The organism is Pseudoxanthomonas sp. J31 (assembly GCF_000510725.1).
GTDB lineage: Bacteria > Pseudomonadota > Gammaproteobacteria > Xanthomonadales > Xanthomonadaceae > Pseudoxanthomonas.
In genome coordinates this window covers 55,434-76,459 of record NZ_AZNZ01000002.1, presented here as the reverse complement: position 1 = coordinate 76,459, position 21,026 = coordinate 55,434, and the positions used below count along the sequence as shown (strand labels likewise).

Annotated in this window: 20 protein-coding genes; 8 read left to right on the top strand and 12 right to left on the bottom strand. The window is 71.2% G+C overall.

All coding sequences use genetic code 11. The features are described 5' to 3' along the window. Positions 1-11: 11 nt before the first annotated feature. The 5 genes from sucB to purB all read right to left on the bottom strand — a co-directional run bounded on the left by sucB (position 12) and on the right by purB (position 8,282). The gene (gene sucB / locus PSEJ31_RS0103630) at positions 12-1,217 is read right to left on the bottom strand and encodes a dihydrolipoyllysine-residue succinyltransferase (RefSeq protein WP_028914683.1); all 1,206 of its coding nucleotides are present in this window, start codon (positions 1,215-1,217) and stop codon (positions 12-14) included. Positions 1,218-1,277: 60 nt separating this feature from the next. Then, the gene (locus PSEJ31_RS0103625) at positions 1,278-4,106 is read right to left on the bottom strand and encodes a 2-oxoglutarate dehydrogenase E1 component (protein WP_028914682.1); all 2,829 of its coding nucleotides are present in this window, start codon (positions 4,104-4,106) and stop codon (positions 1,278-1,280) included. A gap of 250 nt (positions 4,107-4,356) precedes the next feature. Further along, positions 4,357-5,256 carry a GNAT family N-acetyltransferase gene (locus PSEJ31_RS0103620; protein WP_028914681.1) on the bottom strand — a complete coding sequence of 300 codons (900 nt, stop codon included), beginning with the start codon at positions 5,254-5,256 and terminating at the stop codon, positions 4,357-4,359. After that, positions 5,253-6,668 (bottom strand): cupin domain-containing protein, encoded by a 1,416-nt coding sequence (locus PSEJ31_RS0103615; protein ID WP_028914680.1) that lies wholly within the window; start codon positions 6,666-6,668, stop codon positions 5,253-5,255. The genes PSEJ31_RS0103620 and PSEJ31_RS0103615 overlap by 4 nt, the downstream gene beginning before the upstream one ends. A gap of 246 nt (positions 6,669-6,914) precedes the next feature. Further along, on the bottom strand, positions 6,915-8,282 hold the full coding sequence (gene purB, locus PSEJ31_RS0103610) for an adenylosuccinate lyase (protein ID WP_019399748.1): 1,368 nt from the start codon (positions 8,280-8,282) through the stop codon (positions 6,915-6,917). Between the two features lie 748 nt (positions 8,283-9,030). Between purB and PSEJ31_RS0103605 the strand changes: the two genes are divergently transcribed. Further along, positions 9,031-10,512 carry a class II fumarate hydratase gene (locus PSEJ31_RS0103605; RefSeq protein WP_084220790.1) on the top strand — a complete coding sequence of 494 codons (1,482 nt, stop codon included), beginning with the start codon at positions 9,031-9,033 and terminating at the stop codon, positions 10,510-10,512. A 50-nt stretch (positions 10,513-10,562) separates the two neighbouring features. Next, positions 10,563-11,342 carry an IS1595 family transposase gene (locus PSEJ31_RS0103600; RefSeq protein WP_198015022.1) on the top strand — a complete coding sequence of 260 codons (780 nt, stop codon included), beginning with the start codon at positions 10,563-10,565 and terminating at the stop codon, positions 11,340-11,342. Between the two features lie 69 nt (positions 11,343-11,411). On the opposite strand, the gene PSEJ31_RS0103595 is transcribed toward PSEJ31_RS0103600, so the two are convergent. The 7 genes from PSEJ31_RS0103595 to PSEJ31_RS0103565 are packed head-to-tail and all read right to left on the bottom strand — an operon-like array spanning position 11,412 to position 16,234. After that, on the bottom strand, positions 11,412-12,194 hold the full coding sequence (locus PSEJ31_RS0103595; RefSeq protein ID WP_028914677.1) for a hypothetical protein: 783 nt from the start codon (positions 12,192-12,194) through the stop codon (positions 11,412-11,414). Between the two features lie 11 nt (positions 12,195-12,205). After that, positions 12,206-12,874, bottom strand: coding sequence for a hypothetical protein (locus PSEJ31_RS15625; protein ID WP_051403636.1), 669 nt, complete (start codon positions 12,872-12,874; stop codon positions 12,206-12,208). A 14-nt stretch (positions 12,875-12,888) separates the two neighbouring features. Further along, complete coding sequence (locus PSEJ31_RS0103585; RefSeq protein WP_028914676.1) at positions 12,889-13,713, bottom strand: hypothetical protein; 825 nt, start codon at positions 13,711-13,713, stop codon at positions 12,889-12,891. Between the two features lie 15 nt (positions 13,714-13,728). Continuing rightward, positions 13,729-14,733: a hypothetical protein gene (locus PSEJ31_RS0103580; protein WP_019397828.1), complete on the bottom strand. Its 1,005-nt coding sequence runs from the start codon at positions 14,731-14,733 to the stop codon at positions 13,729-13,731. Then, complete coding sequence (locus PSEJ31_RS0103575) at positions 14,730-15,617, bottom strand: ABC transporter ATP-binding protein (protein WP_028914675.1); 888 nt, start codon at positions 15,615-15,617, stop codon at positions 14,730-14,732. Before PSEJ31_RS0103575 ends, PSEJ31_RS0103580 begins: the two co-directional genes overlap by 4 nt. Before the next feature lies 1 nt (position 15,618). Beyond that, positions 15,619-15,981, bottom strand: coding sequence for a GntR family transcriptional regulator (locus tag PSEJ31_RS0103570; RefSeq protein ID WP_026010354.1), 363 nt, complete (start codon positions 15,979-15,981; stop codon positions 15,619-15,621). A 4-nt stretch (positions 15,982-15,985) separates the two neighbouring features. Then, a complete protein-coding gene (locus tag PSEJ31_RS0103565) occupies positions 15,986-16,234 on the bottom strand; it encodes a hypothetical protein (protein WP_019397825.1) in 249 nt (82 codons plus the stop codon). A gap of 117 nt (positions 16,235-16,351) precedes the next feature. Here PSEJ31_RS0103565 and PSEJ31_RS0103560 point away from each other — a divergent pair, with 117 nt between their 5' ends. The 6 genes from PSEJ31_RS0103560 (at position 16,352) to carA (ending at position 21,023) form a co-directional block, all read left to right on the top strand. Continuing rightward, on the top strand, positions 16,352-16,930 hold the full coding sequence (locus tag PSEJ31_RS0103560; RefSeq protein WP_026010353.1) for a glutathione peroxidase: 579 nt from the start codon (positions 16,352-16,354) through the stop codon (positions 16,928-16,930). A gap of 80 nt (positions 16,931-17,010) precedes the next feature. Beyond that, positions 17,011-17,943 carry an FKBP-type peptidyl-prolyl cis-trans isomerase gene (locus tag PSEJ31_RS0103555; protein WP_019397823.1) on the top strand — a complete coding sequence of 311 codons (933 nt, stop codon included), beginning with the start codon at positions 17,011-17,013 and terminating at the stop codon, positions 17,941-17,943. 84 nt (positions 17,944-18,027) lie between these two features. Continuing rightward, positions 18,028-18,252 carry a SlyX family protein gene (locus tag PSEJ31_RS0103550; RefSeq protein WP_019397822.1) on the top strand — a complete coding sequence of 75 codons (225 nt, stop codon included), beginning with the start codon at positions 18,028-18,030 and terminating at the stop codon, positions 18,250-18,252. Between the two features lie 55 nt (positions 18,253-18,307). Beyond that, positions 18,308-18,910, top strand: coding sequence for a DUF2058 family protein (locus PSEJ31_RS0103545; protein WP_019397821.1), 603 nt, complete (start codon positions 18,308-18,310; stop codon positions 18,908-18,910). A gap of 85 nt (positions 18,911-18,995) precedes the next feature. Then, the gene (gene dapB, locus PSEJ31_RS0103540; protein WP_083852389.1) at positions 18,996-19,721 is read left to right on the top strand and encodes a 4-hydroxy-tetrahydrodipicolinate reductase; all 726 of its coding nucleotides are present in this window, start codon (positions 18,996-18,998) and stop codon (positions 19,719-19,721) included. A 180-nt stretch (positions 19,722-19,901) separates the two neighbouring features. After that, positions 19,902-21,023, top strand: coding sequence for a glutamine-hydrolyzing carbamoyl-phosphate synthase small subunit (carA, locus tag PSEJ31_RS0103535; RefSeq protein WP_028914674.1), 1,122 nt, complete (start codon positions 19,902-19,904; stop codon positions 21,021-21,023). Positions 21,024-21,026 lie beyond the last annotated feature (3 nt).

Sequence of the window (21,026 nt, the reverse complement as noted above, 5' to 3'; positions counted from 1 at the left end):
ACTCTCGGCTCTTACAGACCGAACAGGATGCGGTTCGGATTCTCGAGCTGGTTCTTGATGTCCACCAGGAACTGCACCGCGTCCTTGCCGTCGATGATGCGGTGGTCGTAGGACAGGGCGATGTACATCATCGGCGCGATCACGACCTGGCCGTTCTCGGCGATCGGGCGCTCCTTGATGGCGTGCATGCCCAGGATGGCGCTCTGCGGCGGGTTGACGATCGGGGTCGACATCAGCGAGCCGAAGGTGCCGCCGTTGGTGATGGTGAAGGTGCCGCCCTGGAGGTCCTCCAGGCCCAGCTTGCCGTCGCGCGCCTTCTTGGCGTACTCGGCGATGCCCTTCTCGATGTCGGCGAAGGACATGCGCTCGACGTTGCGCAGCACCGGGGTGACCAGGCCCTTGTCGGTGGACACGGCGATCGAGATGTCCGAGTAGCCGTGGTAGATGATGTCGTCGCCGTCGACCGAGGCGTTGATGATCGGGAAGCGCTGCAGGGCGTTGGCGGCGGCCTTCACGAAGAAGCTCATGAAGCCCAGCTTGATGCCGTGGGTCTTCTGGAAGTCCTCCTGCAGTTCCTTGCGCGCGGCCGAGACCTTGGCCAGGTTGACCTCGTTGAACGAGGTCAGCATGGCGATGGAGTCCTTGGACTGCATCAGGCGCTCGGCGATGCGCTTGCGGATGCGGGTCATCGGCACGCGCTCCTCGGGGCGCGCGCCGCCGGCCTTGCCGGCGCCGCCGGTGCGGGCGTAGTTGAGGATGTCCTCCTTGGTCACCGCGCCGCGGCGACCGGTGCCCTCGACCTGCGACGGGTCCACGCCCTCGCGGATGGCGGTGGCGCGGGCGCCCGGGGGCAGTTCGCCGCCGGCGGCCTTGGCGGCCGGGGCCGGGGCCGCCGCCTTGGCCGGGGCTTCGGCCTTCGGGGCCTCGGCCTTGGGCTCTTCCGCCTTCTTCTCTTCCGCCGGGGCCGCGGCGGCCACCGCGCCTTCCTCGATGATCGCCAGCACCTGCTGGCTGGTCACCGTGTCGCCCTCGGAGAACTTGATCTCCTTCAGCACGCCGTCGACCGGCGAGGGGACCTCGAGCACGACCTTGTCGGTCTCCAGGTCCACGAGGTTCTCGTCGCGCTTGACCGAGTCACCGGCCTTCTTGTGCCAGCTGGCGATGGTGGCGTCGGAGACGGATTCGGGGAGGACCGGAACTTTGACTTCGGTGGCCATGGGGCGTCCTTGGGGCGTATGTCGGTAGGGCGGAAAGGCGGTGTTTTGTGGTGCCGCCGATTATTCGGCGACGATCTGGCTGCCGGGCGGGTTGACCAGCGCGTCGGCGACCAGCTGCTGCTGCTCGGCCACGTGGTCGGCGAAATGGCCGACGGCGGGCGAGGGCGAGCGGCTGCGGCCGGCGTAGCTGAGCGCCTGGCCCTTGGCCAGGCAGGCCTGCAGGTGGTGCTTGATCTGGTACCAGGCGCCCTGGTTCTGCGGTTCTTCCTGGCACCAGATGACGTCGGCGGCCTTGCCGTACTTCTGCAGTTCGGCCGACAGCAGGGCGCGCGGGAACGGGTACAGCTGCTCGACGCGGATGATGGCCACGTCGTCCTGGCCGCGCTTCTGTGCGTCCTCCAGCAGGTCGTAGTAGACCTTGCCCGAGCACAGCACCACGCGCTTGACCTTCTTGGGGTCGGCGGAGGCGTCCGGGATCAGGTGCTGGAACTCGCCGTTGGCCAGCTCGTCCAGGGTGGACACGGCCAGCTTGTGGCGCAGCAGCGACTTCGGCGACATGACCACCAGCGGCTTGCGGGTGCTCATCTTCATCTGCCGGCGCAGCATGTGGAAGCACTGGGCCGGGGTGGTGGGCACGCAGACCAGCATGTTCTCCAGCGCGCACAGCTGCAGGAAGCGCTCCAGGCGCGCGGAGCTGTGCTCCGGGCCCTGGCCTTCGTAGCCGTGCGGCAGCAGCAGGGTCAGGCCGGAGATGCGGCCCCACTTGGCCTCGCCGGCGGCGATGAACTGGTCGATCACCACCTGGGCGCCGTTGGCGAAGTCGCCGAACTGGGCTTCCCAGATGTCCAGGGTGTTCGGGTCGGTGGTGGAGAAACCGTACTCGAACGCCATCACCGCCTCCTCGCTCAGCAGCGAGTCGATCACGGTGCAGCGCTCGGGGCTTTCGACCAGCTGCCGCAGCGGCATGTAGTACGCGTCGGTCTTCTGGTCGTGCAGGATCGCGTGGCGGTGGAAGAAGGTGCCGCGGCCGGCGTCCTGGCCGACCAGGCGCAGGCCATGGCCCTCGGCCAGCAGGGTGGCGTAAGCCAGGTTCTCGGCGAAGCCCCAGTCGCCCGGCAGCTCGCCGGCGCTCATCTTGAGGCGGTCGTCGTAGATCTTGGCCACGCGCGGGTGCAGCACCACGCCCTGCGGGATGGTGTTGATCAGCTTGGCCAGCTGCTGCAGCGTGCCCTTCTTGACCCGGGTATCGACCGGATCGGAAACCTTGCCCGACAGGTACTTGGACCAGTCGATGGTCAGCTCGTAGTCCTCGGGCTTGGAGGGCGCCAGCTCGGTGGTGACCTCGCCGGCGTCGAGCTTGTTGCGGTAGCCGTCGACCAGCACCTTGCCCTCGTCGGGGGCGATCACGCCTTCCTTCTCCAGCTTGCTGGCGTACAGCTCGCGGGTGGTCGGGTGCTTGCGGATGGTCTGGTACATCACCGGCTGGGTCGCCGCCGGCTCGTCGGCCTCGTTGTGGCCGTGGCGGCGGTAGCAGACCAGGTCGATGACCACGTCCTTCTTGAACTTCTGGCGGAACTCGTAGGCCAGCTTGGCCACGAACACCACCGCCTCCGGGTCGTCGCCGTTCACGTGGAACACCGGGGCGCCGACCATCTTGGCCACGTCGGTGCAGTACAGCGTGGAGCGGGCGTCTTCCTTGTTGCTGGTGGTGAAGCCGACCTGGTTGTTGACCACGATGTGCACGGTGCCGCCGACGGCGAAGCCGCGCGCCTGCGACATCTGGAACAGCTCCATCACCACGCCCTGGCCGGCGAACGCGGCGTCGCCGTGGATCAGGACCGGCAGGACCTTGCTGCGCTCGGTGTCGCCGCGGCGCTCCTGGCGCGAGCGGGCGGAGCCGGCGACCACCGGGTCGACGATCTCCAGGTGCGAGGGGTTGAAGGCCAGGGCCAGGTGGACCGGGTCGCCCGGGGTGGCGATGTCGGCCGAGAAGCCCATGTGGTACTTCACGTCGCCGGCGTGGGCCACGGCGTCGTGCTCGAACTTGCCCTCGAACTCGTCGAACAGCTTGCGCGGGTTCTTGCCGAGGGTGTTGACCAGGACGTTCAGGCGGCCGCGGTGGGCCATGCCGATGACGATGTCCTTGACCTTGTCGACGCCGGCCTGGCGGACCACGGTGTCCAGCAGCGGGATCAGCGATTCGCCGCCTTCCAGCGAGAAGCGCTTCTGGCCGACGTACTTGGTGTGCAGGTAGCGCTCCAGGCCCTCGGCGGCGGTCAGCCGCTCCAGCACGCGCTTGCGGGTCTCGGCGCTGAGGTTGTAGTCGCCGCCGGCCAGCTCCAGGCGCTGGTACAGCCACTGGCGCTGCTCGACCTCGGCCATGTGCATGAACTCGGCGCCGATGGAGCCGGTGTAGGTCGCCTTCAGGCGCGCCAGCAGGTCGCGCAGCTTCATCCGCGGCTGGCCGGCCAGGCCACCGGTGCTGAACTCGGCGTCCAGGTCGCGCTCGGACAGGTTGTGGAACTCCAGGCCCAGGTCCGGCGGGTTCATCGGCGGGGTCAGGCCCAGCGGATCGAGCTTGGCGCCGAGGTGGCCGCGGGAACGGTAGGCGGTGATCAGGCGGCCGACGTTGCGCTCGCGCTCGTCGCCGGCACCCTGCGCCACCGGCGCGGCATTGGCGGCGTTGCGGGCGGCCTCGGCCACGTGGGCGATGACCGCCGAGTGCGGCACGTCGCCGGCTTCGCGTCCCTTGAACCCGTCGAAGTAGGCCTTCCACTTCGGGTCCACGCTGTCGGGGGAGACCAGGTACTGCTCGTACAGGTCCTCGATGAAGGCGGCATTGCTGCCGAGCTGCGAAGACTGCGCAAACTGCTTGAGTAGGTTGTCCACGATATGTCGCGTCTGGAGGATGGGCGGGCGCGCCGCTGACCCCGGAACCTGGCCCCTTGGCCGGCCCGGAAAGCCGCAAAAGTATAACCCCCATTCATTCGCGGGGGGCCTTATCCAAAGGGTGGATGGCCTGTTCCAGCTGTGTATCGTCTGGTCCTGTTCACACTCGCCGGATGCGACGCCGGCCGGCTGCCTGCACCGCAACGTGACGCCGCGCACGGGCGCCGCGCTGGAACCGGTTACGTGCCGGTCAGCCCAGCGCGCGCAGTTCGGTGCACGGCCGCGAGCGCTCCCACACCGGTGCGAAGGCATGGGCCAGGCGGCGTGCGGCCGGGCCGTCATCGATCCCGCCTTCGCCCTCGAAGCGCTGCCCCAGCGGCCGGAACAGCGCGCCGCCGGCGTCGTTGAAGGCATAGGCCGAGGGATAGCGCGCGTCCACCGGGTCGGCGACCTCGCGCAGCTCGAACACGCTGGGCAGGCGCTGGGCCAGGGCCAGCAGCGGCGCGTCCTCGCGCTGCGGGGCGGCGGCATCCTGCAGCAGGATCCGCACCTGGCGGCGACCGGGGCGGGTGGCGAAGCGGCGCAGGGCGTCGACCACCTCGCGCCGGTCCAGCAGGCCGGGGTCGAGGGCGCGGCTGTAGATGCCCAGCCCGCGGCGGGCATGGGCGGCCAGGCCGAGCAGGACCGCGGCGGCGGCCTCGGCGTCTTCCACCGGACTGGCCCCGGGCAGGCGCCGGACCATGCGCCGGTGCTCGATCCCGGCTTCGGTGAATACCGGCCCGCAGGGCACGAAGCCGGCGCGGGCGTAGAACGCCAGGGCGTGCAGCTGCGCGTGCAGGCCCACCTCGGCCCAGCCCTGGGCACGGGCATGGGCGACCAGGGCTGCCAGCATGGCCTCGCCGATGCCGCGGCCGCGGTGGCCGGGCAGCACCGCCATGCGGCCGATGCGGCGGTCCGGGGTCAGGCGCGCGGTGCCGACCGGGGTGCCGTCGGCGTCCCGGGCCAGGACGTGGATGCTGACCGGGTCCAGCGCGTCGCGCTCCAGTTCCACCGGCACGCCCTGGCCTTCCACGAACACCGTGGTGCGCACCGCGTGCACGGCGGCGTGCTCGCGGGCGTAGTCGGCCAGGGCGACGGCGGCCGGGCTCATTCGCCTTCGGCCTCTTCCCCGGCGTCGTCCCCGCCGGCACCGGTGTCCAGGCCGTAATGGCCGGCCTGGTACAGGGCGAAGGCGGCATCGCGGCCGGTGGCCGACAGGCGCTGCCAGGCGCCTAGGTCCAGCATGCCGGCGTCGGCCAGGTAGCGGGCGTCGGCCAGCGGCAGCTCCAGGGTCTGGCCGCTGCAGTACAGGCTGGCGTTGCCGCCGTCGTGGCGGCGGCGCCAGGCCAGGCGCGAAGCCGGGTGGCGGTGCAGGGTGCCGCCCTGGGCCAGCACTTCCTCCACGCCTTCGCGTGGCAGTTCGCGGCCGGAGGGCATGACCTCGCCGGCGGCACGGTAGGTGGTGATGAAGCGGCCGAACCAGTCGCCGAGCCGGTCCGGGTCGTTCATGCGGATGGCGTTGAGCGCCTCGACCACGCGGTTCATCGCCGCCACGTCGATCTCGTTGGGGTCGGCCGGCAGGGCCAGGTCCTCGTCGTGGTAGCGGATCGCCTCGTCGGCGCCCAGCAGCACCTCGTCCAGCCAGTCGCCCATCAGCTCGGCGGCCGAGGGGGCGCGCATGCCCACCGAGAAGGTCAGGCAGGGATCCTCGGCCACGCCGTGGTGCGGCACCAGCGGCGGCAGGTAGAGCATGTCGCCCGGGGCCAGCACCCAGTCGTGGGTCGGGTTGAACTGGCGCAGCAGCTTGATCGCCACGTCCTCGCGGAAGGACAGGTCCGGCGCCGGGCGGCCCATCGCCACCGAAGCGTCGATCATCCAGCGGCGGTGGCCGTGGGCCTGCAGCAGGAACACGTCGTAGTGGTCGACGTGGGCGCCGACCGAGCCGCCGGTGGCGGCGAAGCTGATCATGATGTCGTCGATGCGCCAGCGCGGCAGGAAGCGGAAGTGCTCCAGCAGGGCGGCCACGTCCGGGTCCCACTTGTCCACGTCCTGGACCAGCAGGGTCCAGTCGTGGTCGGGCATGCCCGGGAAGTCCTCCTCCTGGAAGGGGCCGTGGCGCACGTCCCAGGCGTCGTTGCCGCGGTCGTGGCTGATCAGCCGCGCCAGCACGCCTTCCTCGCAGGCCAGTCCGGCCAGGTCCTCGGGCATCACCGGGGTCTGGAAGCCGGGGAAGGCGTTGCGGACCAGCAGCGGACGCTTGTGCCAGTAGTCGCGCAGGAAGGCCTGCGGCGACATGCCCAGTGGCTGGTTGGCGGTGGCATCGACCTCGAACGGCAGGGCGCGGGCGCGCGGGGCGGCCTTGGCGGCCGGCTTGCGTGCGGGGCGGGCCGGAGTGGCGGCCCTGGCCGCCCGGGCACTCCTGGCGGGCTTGATGGTCCGGGCAGCCTTGGCGGCTTTCGTGGTCTTGCTGGCCTTGGTGGTCTTGGTGGTCTTGGGGGATTTCGCGGGGCGCTTGGAGGTCATGGGGTGTTCCGGTCGGGCACGCGGGGGCCGCGGCGCGCGTAGGCGCTTGCGCGGTGCGGTGCGGCGACGTCGATGTGGGTGGGCATGGAATCGGCTTGGCGCGCAGCCCGGGGCCGCGGCACGGGCGGGCGGTGGCCTCGGCCGGCAGGATAGCGCAGGGGGCGGAGCCGGCCTTGAGCAGGCTCAAGCGGATGTGGGGCGCCCCCGGAAAAGGCCCGGCCCGCTGTTGCGGGCCGGGAGGGTGGATCAGATCTCGCGCGCCAGGCGTTCGGCCAGGCCGGTGTAGCCGGCCGGGGTCAGCGCGGCCAGGCGGGCGCGGGCCTCCTCCGGCAGGTCCAGCGAGGCGATGAAGGCGCGCATGGCCTCCGCGTCGATGCCATGGCCGCGGGTCAGGGCCTTGAGCTGCTCGTACGGGTTGGGCAGGCCGTGGCGGCGCATCACCGTCTGCACGGCCTCGGCCAGCACTTCCCAGGCCGCGTCCAGGTCGGCCTGCAGGCGCTGCGGGTTCACTTCCAGCTTGCCCAGGCCCTTGGCCAGCGAGTCCAGGGCCACCTGGGTGTGGCCGAAGGCGGTGCCCAGGGCGCGCAGCACGGTGGAGTCGGTGAGGTCGCGCTGCCAGCGGCTGATCGGCAGCTTGGCCGAGAAGTGCTCGAACAGGGCGTTGGCGATGCCGAAGTTGCCCTCGGCGTTCTCGAAGTCGATCGGGTTGACCTTGTGCGGCATGGTCGAGGAGCCGATCTCGCCTTCCTTGAGCTTCTGCTTGAAATAGCCCAGCGAGATGTAGCCCCAGATGTCGCGGGCCAGGTCGACCAGCACGGTGTTGGCGCGGCGCACCGCGTCGCCCAGCTCGGCGACGTTGTCGTGCGGCTCGATCTGGGTGGTGTAGGGGTTGAACGGCAGGCCCAGCGACTCGACGAAGCGGCGGGCGAAGGCCGGCCAGTCCACGTCCGGGTAGCTGATGGCGTGGGCGTTGTAGTTGCCGACCGCGCCGTTGATCTTGCCGCTCAGCTCGACCGCGGCGATCTGCCTGCGCTGGCGTTCCAGGCGCGCGACCACGTTGGCGATCTCCTTGCCCAGGGTGGTGGGCGAGGCGGTCTGGCCGTGGGTGCGCGACAGCATCGGCTGGCCGGCCTGCTCGTGGGCCAGCTTGCGCAGGGTGGCGGTGACGCCGTCCAGCGCCGGCAGCAGCACCTCGTCGCGCGCCTGGCGCAGCATCAGGGCGTAGGACAGGTTGTTGATGTCCTCGCTGGTGCAGGCGAAGTGCACGAATTCCAGTGCCGGGCCCAGCTCGGCGTCGTCGCGCAGCTGCTCCTTGATGAAGTACTCCACTGCCTTGACGTCGTGGTTGGTGGTGCGCTCGATTTCCTTGACCCGCGCGGCATGGGCCACCGAGAAGCCGTCGGCCAGTGCGCGCAGGCGCTGGCGCGCGCCTTCGGAGAACGCCGGCAGCTCGGCGATGCCCGGCTCGGCGGCCAGGGCCAGCAGCCACTCGATCTCCACCCGCACGCGGGCGCGGATCAGGCCGTACTCGGAAAAGATCGGGCGCAGGGCGTCGACCTTGCCGGCGTAGCGGCCGTCGAGCGGGGACAGGGCGAGCAGGGCGGAATCCGTCATTGGAAGGCGGCTGGCTGGGAAACAGGGCCGCATAGTTTAAGGCGTGCACGCGGGACGTGCCGGGCGGGGCGCCTGGCGCGTCGCCACGCGCCGGCGATTCTGGCGCAGCACAGCGCATTGGGGCGAGAACCTGGCCTGGTTGGGGCCCCTCGGCCAGGTGGCCGGCTTCGGGCGGAGCCGCGGCGCTCCGTGGGTGCGGCGCATCGCGCGACTCCGCCATCCTGGCTCCAACGCGCGACCGCAGGCCATCCATGGCCTGCTTGCGCCGCACCCACGCACCACCGCGTCTTCGGGCACGTCCGGGTCGCGGCTCCGCTCCGCCCCCCTTGATGACACGGAAGGAGGATGCCATCACCCCGGCTCCTTTCCCGGAGGGAAAGGGGAAGAACAAGAGCGAAGCCGCGAGCCGGAAGCTCCCGAAGACGCGGCAGTGCGGGGGGATGGGGCAAGCGGCACATGGATGTGCCGCGGTCGCGCGTTGGAGCAGGACGCGGAGTCGCGCGATGCCCCATCCCCCCGCACTGCCGCGGCTCCGACCGAGCCCGCCACGGCAAGCGGCCGGAGTCCTGGGGGCATGCACGCCACCACCCAGGCGATCGCGCCCCGCTTTGGGCGCTTCGCTTGTCCGTGCCGCGGGGAGTACGCAGCACAGTTGCATGACCGGAACAGACCGGGGCCGCGGAGTGGCGACAGCCATGGACACCGGCGGGGGTATGCTCGCCGCGATCCCCAAACGCCGGAGACGGCCATGAGTCCATCCCCCGCACGTTCCCCCCGCGCCAGGAAGTCCCCGGCGCGGCCCGATACCACCGCGCCGGCCCGGCGCACCCGGGTCGAGCACGACAGCATGGGCGAGCTGCAGGTTCCCGCCGACGCCCTGTGGGGCGCGCAGACCCAGCGCGCGGTGCAGAACTTCCCGGTGTCCGGGCGGCCGATGCCACGCGGCTTCATCCGCGCCCTCGGCCTGGTCAAGGCCGCCGCGGCCGAGGTCAACGCCGGCCTGGGCCTGCTGCCCAAGAACGTGGCCGGCGCGATCCGCGCAGCGGCGCTGGAGGTGGCCGAAGGCCTGCACGATGCCCACTTCCCGGTGGACATCTACCAGACCGGCTCCGGCACCTCGTCCAACATGAATGCCAACGAGGTGATCGCCAGCCTGGCCAATGCCTCGGGCAAGGCCGGCAAGCGCGCCGTGCATCCCAACGACCACGTCAACCTGGGGCAGAGTTCCAACGACGTGGTGCCCACCGCGATCCGCGTGTCCGCCCAGCTGGCGGTGGTCGAGGACCTGCTGCCGGCGATCCGCCACCTGCGCCGCACCATCGAGAAACGCGCCCGCGAACTGCGCAAGGTGGTCAAGACCGGCCGCACCCACCTGATGGATGCGATGCCGCTCACCTTCGGCCAGGAATTCGGGGCCTGGGCCTCGCAGCTGGCCTCCGCCGAAGGCCGCCTGGAGGACGCGCTCAAGCGCTTGCGCCGGCTGCCGCTGGGCGGCACCGCGATCGGCAGCGGCATCAACGCCGACCCGCGCTTCGGCGAACGCGCCGCGCGCGCGCTGTCGCGCCTGGCCGGCACCCGCTTCGAGAGCGCGGCCGACAAGTTCGAGGGCCTGGCCTCGCAGGACGACGCGGTGGAACTGTCCGGCCAGCTCAACGCGCTGGCGGTGGCCCTGATCAAGATCGCCAACGACCTGCGCTGGATGAACTCCGGGCCGCTGGCCGGCCTGGGCGAGGTGGAGCTGCCGGCGCTGCAGCCGGGCAGCTCGATCATGCCGGGTAAGGTCAACCCGGTGATCCCGGAGGCCACGGTGATGGCCGCCGCGCAGGTGATCGGCCACCACACCGCCATTACCGTGGCCGGCCAGACCGGCAACTTCCAGCTCAACGTGACCCTGCCGCTGGTCGCGGCCAACCTGCTCGAATCCGTGCAGCTGCTGTCGAACGTGTCGCGGCTGCTGGCCGACCGTTGCATCGCCGGCCTCAGGGTGCGCACCGACGTGGTGAAGCAGGCGCTGGACCGCAACCCGATCCTGGTCACCGCGCTCAACCCGGTGATCGGCTACGAGAAGGGCGCGGCCATCGCCAAGCAGGCCTACAAGGAAGGCCGTCCGGTGCTGGAGGTGGCGATGGAGGTCACCGGGCTGCCGGAGAAGACCCTGGCCCCGCTGCTGGATCCGGCGCTGCTGGCGCGCGGCGGCATCCACGGCAAACCCGGCGGGGGCGGCGGCTAAAAAAAGGGTAATTCCTAAGCAAACCGGACCAAATCTGAGAGGATTTGGTCATGAAGCGATGTCCCGGATGTGCAGGTTGTCGGCACTATCGCCTGGGGGACGGACGTCTGAAGTGCCGCGCCTGCGGGCTGCGTTTCACGTGGACGTCGGTGTGGGACTCGGTACGACTGCCCACAGCGACGAAGGCACGCCTGCTGGAGTTGTTCGTGCTGGGCGTGCCGTCGTACCGGCAGCGGTTCCTGTCCGATACCAGCGCGGTCTCGCGGGAGCGGTTCTACCGACTGGTGCGTGGCTGCTGTGCGCTGGTGGAGCAACTGCGCGAGCCGTTCGAAGGCGCCATCGAGTGCGACGAGACCACCTTCGGTGGCGCCCGCAAGGGCAAGCGGGGCTGGGGCGCTGCGGGCAAGGTGATCGTGTTCGGGCTCGTCAAGCGCAACGGCTGCGTCAAGGCGATGCCGATCCCGGCCCATGACCGGGCATCGATCATGCGCGAGATCGAGGCGCACACCCGAGAAGGCGCGCTCTACTACACCGACGAGTGGCAGGCCTATGCCACGCTGAAGCTGCGCGGCGAACACGTGATGATCCGCAAGGAGAAGGGTCGGCCTGCCGGGCGAGATCACATCAACGGCATCGAGGGCTTCTGGAGCTACGCCAAGAACTGGCTCTACATGTATCGTGGCGTGCCCCGGCAATACTTCCACCTGTACCTGGCCGAAGTTTGCTACCGGTTCAATCACCGGCACGAGAACCTGCAACCCTTGCTGTACAAGCTTCTCAAGCAGATCTCCATCCAGGAACTACGTCCAATTCTGGTCCGGAAAGGTTAGGAATTACCAAAAAAAGAGGGCCGCGCGGGCGGCCCTGGAATCGCCGCGGCGCCGGCCGCGACGTGGGGATTACATCCGCAAGGAGGCGTCGCGTGCGGCGGCGTCCGCCTCGGCGGCGGCATCCAGCTCGAAGCCTGCCGGATCGTCGCCGCCGGCGCTCATCTCGGCGCCGACGCCGACCAGCCCGGCCTGCACCTGCAGCTTGCGCTTGCGCTGGCCGTCCTGGCCGCAGGACTCCACGTCCTCCGGCTCCAGCCGCGCATAGGGCCGGAACTCGGGCAGCGCCGCGGCCAGCGCCTGCTGGGTGGCGAGCAGGCCCGGCAGGCGCCCGCACACCAGTGCGCTGGCTTCGGCCTCGATGCGCTTGCCCTCGGCCTCCATGCGCTTCTCCAGTTCCCCGGTCTTGCCGGTGAGGGCGGCCTTGACCGCGCCGGTCGCGGCGCGCACCCCCAATTCGGCGCCGCGCGAGCCCAGGGCCAGGCCGGCCTGGGCGACGGAGACCAGCTGCCGGCGGTGCGCCAGCAGCAGCTGGCGCTGGGTCTCGTCGATGGCCACCGCCTTGCCTTCGATCAGCAGGTCGCCGGCCGGGGTAATCTCGGCGCGCGGCAGGTCGCTGGTGTCCTTGCCGTACTGCACCCAGTTGCGGTGGCGGCCGCCGATGCTGATGTTCTCCTCCTCCAGCCGGCGCGCGGCGCGGTCCATCGCCGCGCGCACGCTGCGGGTGACGAACGACTCGCCCGGCGCGGCGCTGGCCGGATCGTCGTCCGCCGGCGCGGGTGCTTCCTTGTTGCAACCGGCCAGCGGCAGCAGCGCGGCCAGGGAGAGGGCGAGGATGGGGGCGTGGATGCGCATGCTGGGGCTCCTCAGAGTCGGGCGAATTCGCGCCGCACTTCCGCTTCGCAGTTGTGGACGTCTTCCGGCGTCATGCTGGCGTAGGGCCGGAACTCCGGCACCGCCGCGGCCAGCGCCTGCTGCGAGGCGTACAGCCCGGGCAGGTTGCGGCACAGCTGCAGGATGCCCGGTTCCAGGGTGGAGCGCAGGCTGGACTCCAGCTGGCGCTCCAGGCGGCCGGTCATGGCACTGGCCATCAGCCTCAGCAGGCCTCGGTCGACGACATCCAGCGCGGCGTTGGCCGCCTTCTCACCGACCTCGATCCCGGCCACGGCCACGTCGATCGCCTGCCTGCGGTAGGCCAGCAGCAGCGCGCGCTGGGCGTCGTCGATCGCCACCGCCTTGCCGTCGACCAGCAGGTCGCCGGCCGGGGTAATTTCGCCGCGCGGCAGGTCGTTGCGCGCGTCCTTGTGCTTGTTGGGGCCGACGTACGCACCGACGCCCAGCTCGAGGTTGCCGGACTGCAGCTCGGCGCGGGCCGCGGCCAGCTCGCGCTCGACCTCCGCGCGCGCGCCGGCCAGTTCGGAGGCCAGGTCGGCGTCGGGCCCGCCGCCGGCGGGGGCGGCCACCGCGGCCAGCGGCAGCAGCGCGGCCAGCAGCAGCGGACGGGTGCGGCGGGCAAGGGAAGCAGGTGCGTTCATGGTGTCCTCCTTCGTCAATCGCGGCGGGGCAGTTCGACGCGCCCCACGTCGCGGTGGCTGATGTCGCCGCTGCCGACGTGGCGCACCTCCAGGGCGGGGGCGCCGCGCACGTCCAGGTCGCCGGAGCCGATCGAACCGACCCGCACCGGGCCGCCGACGCGCTGCAGGCGGGCGTTGCCGGAACCGATGCCGTCGATGCGCACGCCGCCGCGCACGTCGGCCAGGACCAGGTCGCCGGAACCGATGTCCCCGACCTCGACCTCGCCGCGCACGTCGCGCGCCACCACGTCGCCCGAGCCGAGCGACAGCAGCTTCAGCGGGCCGCTGCCGGCGACCTCCAGGTCGCCCGAGCCGACCTTGGCGGTGACCGCGCCGCGCACGCCGCGCAGGCTGGCATCGCCGGAGCCGACGTCGGCGCTGGCGCTGGCCACGCCCTCGGCGAAGCCGTCGCCGGAGCCGACCACCAGCTGCACCAGGACGTCGTCGGGCACGGTGCCGGCCACGTCCAGCCGGGCGTAGGCGCCCATGCCCAGGCCGCCGCGCTGGTCCGGACCGCGGGTGGCCACCACCAGGGTGTCGCCCTGCTTCTCCTGCACCAGCTCCAGCTGCTGCAGCAGGGCGGCGCTGGATGCGCAGGCGCGCCCGGCGATGCGATGGCTGGCGCCGGCGGCGGCCTTGGCCCGCACCGTGTGCTGGCCGGTCACCAGGCGCACGGTGCGGACGCCGTCCAGGTCCAGTTGCACCGCGCGCTGGGCTTCGTGCGCACAGCGGCGCTCGTCGGCGCCGGCGGCGGCCGGCAGCGCGGCCAGGACCAGCAGGATCGGGAACAGGTTGCGCATGTCGCTCCTCCCGGCTCAGGCCGAGGCTTCGTCGCGCCAGCGGCGCAGGGGGATGGCGGCGGCGACCAGGGCGGCGCCCACGGCCGCGCCGATCCACAGGTCCCAGCTCGCGTACAGCTGCCAGTTGCTGGTCTGGTCAAGGATCGCGGCGACCAGCTGCGACGGATCGTGGATCTCGCCGGACTGCAGCCGGCTGCCCATGCCGTGCACGCTCCAGGAGCCGGGCATCACGCTCATCAGGCCGCGGTAGACCGCCACGTACCAGATCTTGCCGTAGGGCAGGTCCAGGCCGGGCACCGCGCCGAACACGCTGAGCATCACGCAGCCCAGCACCGGCACCAGCGCGGCCCACAGGAACGGCTTGCTGCGCACCAGGGCCGAGCAGAACATCAGCCAGCCGACGGTCGGCAGCGACCACAGCAGGCCCAGCGGGACGGTGGCCAGCAGGCGCCCGGCGACGCTGAAGGGATGGCTGTGGGTGAACAGCGCGCCCGGATGCGGCAGGCCGCCGACCAGCATGGCCACGGCCGCGACCAGCCACAGGGCGATGCCGACGGCCAGGCCCACCAGCACCGACAGCAGCGGCGCCAGCAGCAGGGCCCAGGCGGCCTTGGACAGCACGGTCTGCGCATCGGACACCGGCAGCGACTTCCAGAACAGCACGCTGCGGTCGCGGCGGTCGTCGTACAGGCTGCCCAGGGCGTAGAAGAACACCACGAAGGCGAGCACCGCGCTGAGCATGCTGCAGCCGGCCATCAGCAGGCCGTCGCCGGCGGCGCCGACGATCCTCAGGTAGGCGCCCAGGTCGTCGATGGATTCGGCTTCGCCGCCGCCGAGCTGGCGGCGGGCCTGCACGGCGCCGGCCAGGGCCAGCAGCGTGGCCATGGCCACGGCGATGCCGCCGGTGATCACCGGGGCCCAGAGGAAGCCGCCGCGGTTTTCCCAGAACTCGCGGCGCAGCAGCCAGGCGAAGGTCCGGGTCCAGCGGTTGCCGGCGGTGTTGGCGGCAAGGGCATTCATGCGTAGGTTCCTTTCATCAGGGCCACGAACAGGTCGGCCAGGCCGGGGGTACGGACCTCGCCGAGGGCGGCGGCGCGCTCCGGCGCCAGGCCGTCGTACAGGAAGACGCTCTTGCCGAAGGGCAGGGCGCGTTCGTCGACCGGGGCCAGGGCGCGCGCCTCGGCGACGCGGTCGGCGCCGACCAGCACCTCGCAGTAGCGTTCGGCCAGGTGCTCCATCTCGGCCGACAGCACGATCCGGCCGTCGCGGATGAACAGCACGTCGGTGAGGATGTGCTCGATCTCCTCGACCTGGTGGGTGGTGACCAGGATGGTCTTGTCCTCGTCGAAGTAGTCCTCCAGCAGGCGCTGGTAGAACTGCTTGCGGTAGAGGATGTCCAGGCCCAGGGTCGGCTCGTCCAGCACCAGCAGGCGCGCATCGATCGCCATCACCAGGGCCAGGTGCAGCTGCACGATCATGCCCTTGGACATCTCGCGCACCCGCAGCTTCGGGTTGAGCTGGGTGTTGGCCAGGAAGCGCTCGCACTTGGCGCGGTCGAAGCGCGGGTGCACCCCGGCCACGAAGTCGACCGCCTCGCGCACCCGCATCCAGCGCGGCAGCACCGCCACGTCGGCGATGAAGCACACCTGGTTCATCAGTTCGTCGCGCTGGGTGCGCGGGTCCAGGCCCAGCACCCGTAGCTGGCCGTCGAACGGGGTCAGGCCGAGGATGGCTTTCAGCGCGGTGGTCTTGCCGGCGCCGTTGGGGCCGATCAGGCCGACGATGCGTCCGGGGCCGATGTCGAAGTCGGCACCGGCCACCGCGAGCTTGTGCTTGTAGGCCTTGCGCAGGCCGCGGGCGGTGACGACCGGGGTGGCGGCGGTTTCGGGGGCGAGGGCGGTCATGTCAGTTGTTCCCAAGGGCATGCAGCAGTTCCTCCAGCGACAGGCCGAGGCGCCGGATGCGCTCGACCACGGCGGGCCATTCCTCGTTGAGGAAGCGGTCGCGCTCGCTGCTGCGCAGCTTCCGCGAGGCCTCCTCGGTCACGAACATGCCCAGGCCGCGGCGTTTCTCGACCAGGCCTTCATCCGCCAGCTCCTGGTAGGCGCGGGAGACGGTGATCGGGTTCAGCTGGTACTCGGCCGCCACCTGGCGCACCGAGGGGAGGGCTTCGCCCGGCTTGAGGATTCCGTCGAGCATCATGGCGATCACGCGCTCCTTCAATTGACGGTAGATCGGAGCGCCGTCGCTCCACTGGATGTCGCTCATTCGGTCAGCTCCGGGTGCGCAGCGCGTGCGCAAAGGAGAAATAGGGCATGGACAGCGAGGCCCGCAGCCGGTGGGCCGGGCGTTCGGTCGCCGCCTCCAGGCCCGCCTCGGCCCGCTCCATCGCGGCCTCGGCGGCGCCATAATCCCCCGCGCGTCCTTCCTGGGCGGGCAACCAGGCCACGAAGCACAGGGCCATGCCAAGGCCCGACGCGATCAGCCAGAAGCGGCGGCCTGCGTAGGTAATCCGGTTCATGGGGCGTCCTGCTTTGGGTGACTGGTGTTGTATTCAACTATAACACCTACACACGGCATGTCAAATCCCCGCCAACCCAACTGATGGCCTATCCCGGCCGGAATCCCGGAGAACATGATGAAAGCATCCAAATGGTTGATGGCAATCGGTATTTCCCTGGGACTCGCGGCGCCGGCCGCGGCTGCCGGCAGCGACCTGCTGGATCTGGAGTACCGCCCGCTGGCCTCGCGCACCCCGGTGAACCTGGCCGAACGCCATGCCGGCCAGGTCCTGCTGGTGGTCAACACCGCCAGCAAGTGCGGCTTCACCCCGCAATACGAGGGCCTGGAGGCGCTGCACCAGCGTTACGCCGGGCGCGGCTTCGCGGTGATCGGTTTCCCCTCGAACGATTTCCGCGGCCAGGAGCCGGGCGACGAGGCCCAGATCCAGGAGTTCTGCACCCTGACCTACGGAGTGAAGTTCCCCATGTACGAGAAGGTCCAGGTGATCGGCGAGGAAGCCACGCCGCTGTACCGGCGCCTGGCCGCCGCCACCGGGGTGCAGCCGGGCTGGAACTTCCACAAGTACCTGGTCTCCCGGGACGGGCGGGTGGTCGGCAACTGGCCAAGCAAGGTCGAGCCGCTGGACCCGGCCCTGGTGGCGGCGATCGAGCGCGAGCTGGCGCGCCCGGCGCCGCGCGCCGCCGGCACGCGCTGACCGCCGCCGCGGCGCATGCGACAATGCGCGCGGACCGGCCCCGGGCCGGCGATCGATCCACCTCATTGGAACCGTAACGAATGAACAACCGCATGCGCGGCGCCCTGGCGTCGCTGGTGATGGGAGCGAGCGTGATGACCGGCGCGGCGATGGCCCAGGACAAGGCCTCGCTGGCCACGGAGAAGGACAAGGTCAGCTACGCGATCGGCCTGGACGTGGCCAGCTCGTTCGAGCCGCTGGCCCCGCACGTGGACCTGGACGCGATGCAGCGTGCCGTCGCCAACGCCTTCGCCGGCGGCCAGCCGCTGCAGTCCGAGGAGCAGGCGCGCGCCACCGACGCCGCCCTGCGCGCCGCGCTGGCGGCCCGCCAGGGCCAGCGCGTCCCGGGCATGGCGCCCGGCGCCGAGCCGCCGGCCCCGCCGGCCGAGCAGGTCGGCCTGCTGATCGGCGACCGCATGATCGGCCCGTCGCTGGCCCCGCTCAAGGACGACATCGACCTGGCCGTGCTGATGCAGGCCGTGCGCACCGCGTTCGCCAAGGGCACACCGCTGCTGAACCAGCAGGAGGCCGGCGCCGCGCTGCAGTCCTACATGGCCCGCAAGCAGCAGGCCGTGGCCGAGAAGAACCGCGCAGAGGGTGCCGCCTTCCTGGCCGAGAACAAGAAGCAGAAGGGCGTGATCACCACCCCGTCGGGCCTGCAGTACATGGTCCTGCGCCAGGGCAGCGGCGCGCGTCCGACCCCCAGCGACACCGTGCGCGTCAACTACGAGGGCAAGCTGCTGGACGGCACCGTGTTCGACAGCTCCTACCAGCGCGGCCAGCCGGCCGAGTTCCCGCTGGGCAGCGTGATCGCCGGCTGGACCGAGGGCGTGTCGCTGATGCCGGTGGGCGCCAAGTACCGCTTCTGGATCCCGTCCGACCTGGCCTACGGTGCCAACGGCGCGCCGGGTGGCGTGATCGGTCCGGATGCGACCCTGACCTTCGACGTCGAGCTGCTCGACATCGCCCGCTGAGGCGGGCAGGGCACGGCGGCGCCGTCCGGGAAGCGGGCGGCCCGCCACGCCGCGTGCCGCCCCTGCGGCAAGGAACGAAACACCATGCAGTACGGTCAGGACGATCTGGAACAGCGGCTGGTCGAGCTGGAAACGCGCCTGGCGTTCCAGGAGCAGGCGCTGTCGGAGCTGAGCGAGGCGCTGGCCGAGGCGCGCCTGGAGCGCGCCCGCACCGACGCCATCCTGCAGGCGGTGCTGGCCGACCTGCGCGGGCTGCGCGGCGCGCTCTACGCCGATCCGGGCAGCGAACCGCCGCCGCCGCACTACTGACCGCCGGCGCTCCCGCGCCGCCACCGATCCCATGGGCCTGCGGCCCGTTGATGCCATGACCGACAGCCTCCGCGACCAGCTCCTCAACCTAGGGTTCAAGGCGCCCGCGCCCGAACGCCGCCAGCCACCGCGCAAGGACGGGGGCGGCAAGCCGCGTCCGCCGCAGGGCGGGGCGCCGCGCAAGGGTGCCCCGCAGCGCAAGGGCGAGGCCGCGCCGAAGCGCCGCCACGAGGGCGAGATCGACCTGGGCAAGGCCTGGGCGCTGCGCGCGCAGCAGGAAAAGCAGGAGCGGATCGAAGCCGAGCAGCGCCGCCAGGAAGAGGCGCGCCAGCGCCGCGAGGCGCGCGCGAAGCTTGAGGAGCTGCTCAAGGACAAGGTCCTCAACGACGAGGCGGCCGACATCGCCCGGCACTTCGAGTACGGCGGCAAGATCAAGCGCATCTACGTCACCGCCGCGCAGCTGCGCGAACTCAACGCCGGGCAGCTGGGCGTGGTCCAGCTCAATGGCCGCTACCTGCTGGTGGATGCCCAGGTGCTGGCCCAGGCCGAGCAGATCTTCCCGCAGGCGGTGGCGCTGAAGGTCGACCCCGACGCCACGGCGGAGGAGGATCCCTACGCCGACCCGCGTTACCAGGTCCCCGACGACCTGGTCTGGTGAGCCGCGCGGCACCCGCCGTGCCGCACCCTGCATTCCGCTTCCGCGCTTGCCGGCGGACCCGCCGCCCGGCTAGCCTGCGAGGCCTATGGACAAGCCCCTGCGGATCCTCATTCACGGCGCTTCCGGGCGCATGGGCCGGGCCCTGCTGCGGCTTGCCGCCGACGCCCCCGAACGCTGGCAGGTGGTCGCCGCGGTGGCCGGCCGCGCGCCGCTGCAGCGGGTGGTCGACGGCATCCCGCAGTTCGCCGCGGCCGAACTGTCCGGGGTCCCGGATTTCGACGTGGCCATCGACTTCAGCCTGCCGGAAGGCTTCGAGCCGGTGCTGGCGCAGTGCGTGAAGCGGCGCCGGCCGCTGGTCTCGGGCACCACCGGCATCTCCGCCGGGCAGCGCCAGGCGCTGGAGCAGGCCGCCGCCACGATCCCCGTGCTTTGGGCCTCCAACTTCAGTGTGGGCGTGGCGGTGCTGAACGAACTGGTCGAGCAGGCCGCGCGCGCGCTGGCCGGCTGGGACTGCGACATCGTCGAACAGCACCACGTGCACAAGAAGGATGCCCCCTCGGGCACCGCCCTGACCCTGGGCGAGGCGGCCGTCCGCGGCGGCGCCGAGCCGCGGTATGCCAGCCTGCGCGCCGGCGACATCGTCGGCGAGCACACGGTGCAGTTCGCCGGGCAGGGCGAGCGCGTCGAACTCGTGCACCGCGCCACCAGCCGCGACATCTTCGCCCGCGGCGCGCTGCAGGCGGCCACCGCGCTGGCGGGCCGCCCACCGGGCCTGTACACCTTGCGCGACCTGCTTTTCGGCCAGGGCTGAACGACGCGCGAAACCATTCGCCGCGTGAACGGCGGCGTTCCCTTTTGGGGGCGTCGCCGGTACAATTCCCGCTCGCCTGTTACCCCCATGCCCGGACCGGAGAGATGCCAGTCCGCGGTTTTTTGCAGCCCGCCTCTGGCTGGGCCGGCGACAGGGCTCCTCCACCTGAAGGCGAACGACGTGACCCATCCCGCAATCCTCGTCCTCGAAGACGGCACCGTGTTCGAGGGCGAATCCGTAGGCGCAAGTGGCCTCGCCGTCGGCGAAGTGGTGTTCAACACCGCCATGACCGGCTACCAGGAGATCGTGACCGACCCGTCCTATGCGCGGCAGCTGGTCACCCTGACCTATCCCCACATCGGCAACACCGGCTGCACCGGCCAGGACGACGAGGCCGGCAAGGTCTGGTCGGCCGGCCTGATCGTGCGCGACGTGCCGCGACGCCCCAGCAACTGGCGCAGCGAAGCCCCGCTGCAGGACTGGCTGGCCGTGCGCGGCGTGGTCGCCATCGCCGGCATCGACACCCGCAGGCTGACCCGCCTGCTGCGCGAGCGCGGCGCCCAGAACGGCGCGCTGATGGCGGGCGAGGGCATCGACGTGGACACCGCGCTGGAAGCGGCGCGCAAGTTCCCGGGCCTGAAGGGCATGGACCTGGCCCAGGTGGTCAGCACCACCGAGCGCTACGCCTGGACCGAGGGCCAGCTGGACCTGGACCGCAACGCCTTCGTCGGCGCGGAGAAGAAGTACCGCGTCGTCGCCTATGACTTCGGCGTGAAGACCAACATCCTGCGCATGCTCGCCGAGCGCGGCTGCGAGGTCACCGTGGTGCCGGCGAAGACCCCGGCCACCGAGGTGCTGGCGCTGAATCCCGACGGCGTGTTCCTGTCCAATGGCCCGGGCGACCCGGAGCCGTGCGGCTACGCCATCGCCGCGATCCGCGAGTTCCTGGCCAAGAAGGTGCCGCTGTTCGGCATCTGCCTGGGCCACCAGCTGCTGGCCCTGGCTGCCGGCGCGCGTACCATCAAGATGGCCAACGGCCACCACGGCGCCAACCACCCGGTGCAGGAGCTGGGCAGCGGCCGCGTGCTGATCACTTCGCAGAACCACGGCTTCGCGGTCGACGAGGCCAGCCTGCCGGCGAACGTGCGCGTCACACACCGCTCGCTGTTCGACGGCACCAACCAGGGCATCGAGCTGACCGACGCCCCGGCGTTCTCGTTCCAGGGCCATCCGGAAGCCTCGCCGGGCCCGCACGACGTGGCGCCCCTGTTCGACCGTTTCGTGGCCTCGATGGCGGCCTGACCG

Excerpts from the sequence above, each read along its gene's own strand:
- sucB (WP_028914683.1), bottom strand. The coding sequence starts at position 1,217 with ATGGCCACCGAAGTCAAAGTTCCGGTCCTCCCCGAATCCGTCTCCGAC.
- PSEJ31_RS0103620 (WP_028914681.1), bottom strand. The coding sequence starts at position 5,256 with ATGAGCCCGGCCGCCGTCGCCCTGGCCGACTACGCCCGCGAGCACGCC.
- PSEJ31_RS0103615 (WP_028914680.1), bottom strand. The coding sequence starts at position 6,668 with ATGACCTCCAAGCGCCCCGCGAAATCCCCCAAGACCACCAAGACCACC.
- purB (WP_019399748.1), bottom strand. The coding sequence starts at position 8,282 with ATGACGGATTCCGCCCTGCTCGCCCTGTCCCCGCTCGACGGCCGCTAC.
- PSEJ31_RS0103605 (WP_084220790.1), top strand. The coding sequence starts at position 9,031 with ATGAGTCCATCCCCCGCACGTTCCCCCCGCGCCAGGAAGTCCCCGGCG.
- PSEJ31_RS0103600 (WP_198015022.1), top strand. The coding sequence starts at position 10,563 with ATGAAGCGATGTCCCGGATGTGCAGGTTGTCGGCACTATCGCCTGGGG.
- PSEJ31_RS0103595 (WP_028914677.1), bottom strand. The coding sequence starts at position 12,194 with ATGCGCATCCACGCCCCCATCCTCGCCCTCTCCCTGGCCGCGCTGCTG.
- PSEJ31_RS15625 (WP_051403636.1), bottom strand. The coding sequence starts at position 12,874 with ATGAACGCACCTGCTTCCCTTGCCCGCCGCACCCGTCCGCTGCTGCTG.
- PSEJ31_RS0103585 (WP_028914676.1), bottom strand. The coding sequence starts at position 13,713 with ATGCGCAACCTGTTCCCGATCCTGCTGGTCCTGGCCGCGCTGCCGGCC.
- PSEJ31_RS0103580 (WP_019397828.1), bottom strand. The coding sequence starts at position 14,733 with ATGAATGCCCTTGCCGCCAACACCGCCGGCAACCGCTGGACCCGGACC.
- PSEJ31_RS0103575 (WP_028914675.1), bottom strand. The coding sequence starts at position 15,617 with ATGACCGCCCTCGCCCCCGAAACCGCCGCCACCCCGGTCGTCACCGCC.
- PSEJ31_RS0103570 (WP_026010354.1), bottom strand. The coding sequence starts at position 15,981 with ATGAGCGACATCCAGTGGAGCGACGGCGCTCCGATCTACCGTCAATTG.
- PSEJ31_RS0103565 (WP_019397825.1), bottom strand. The coding sequence starts at position 16,234 with ATGAACCGGATTACCTACGCAGGCCGCCGCTTCTGGCTGATCGCGTCG.
- PSEJ31_RS0103560 (WP_026010353.1), top strand. The coding sequence starts at position 16,352 with ATGAAAGCATCCAAATGGTTGATGGCAATCGGTATTTCCCTGGGACTC.
- PSEJ31_RS0103555 (WP_019397823.1), top strand. The coding sequence starts at position 17,011 with ATGAACAACCGCATGCGCGGCGCCCTGGCGTCGCTGGTGATGGGAGCG.
- PSEJ31_RS0103550 (WP_019397822.1), top strand. The coding sequence starts at position 18,028 with ATGCAGTACGGTCAGGACGATCTGGAACAGCGGCTGGTCGAGCTGGAA.
- PSEJ31_RS0103545 (WP_019397821.1), top strand. The coding sequence starts at position 18,308 with ATGACCGACAGCCTCCGCGACCAGCTCCTCAACCTAGGGTTCAAGGCG.
- dapB (WP_083852389.1), top strand. The coding sequence starts at position 18,996 with ATGGACAAGCCCCTGCGGATCCTCATTCACGGCGCTTCCGGGCGCATG.